Below are 406 nucleotides of genomic sequence, written 5' to 3'. Positions count from 1 at the left end.
CCCTGAATTCCGCTTTGCCGAATTCCAGGAAGGTGTCGAAAAAATCTCCGACCTGAAACCCAATATGGTGCTCGAAGGTGTCATTACCAACGTTGCCGCCTTTGGTGCCTTTGTGGATATCGGCGTCCATCAGGATGGCCTGGTACATATCTCGGCACTGGCTGACCACTATGTCAAAGACCCTCGGGGTGTCGTCAAGGCCGGGGACATCGTCAAGGTCAAGGTAATGGAAGTGGACCCTGAGCGTAAACGTATTGGCCTGTCGATGCGCCTGGGTGACGATGCCAATGAAAAAGCCGCTGAACAAGCCAATCGCGGTGGCCAACGCAACAACAGCCCCAAACGAGGCGGCCAAAACCGAACCTCGTTTGGCGACAAACAGCCGCAATGCCAGGGTGCCATGGCC

1 protein-coding gene is annotated in these 406 nt (G+C 55.7%); it reads left to right on the top strand.

The genetic code is table 11. The features are described 5' to 3' along the window. On the top strand, positions 1-406 hold a 406-nt coding region (locus Q4563_RS16590; protein ID WP_303605271.1), incomplete at both ends, for a S1 RNA-binding domain-containing protein.

The organism is Gilvimarinus sp. 1_MG-2023 (assembly GCF_030548285.1).
Note: the sequence above shows the minus strand (reverse complement) of the source record. Positions and strands in the feature narration are given on the sequence as shown.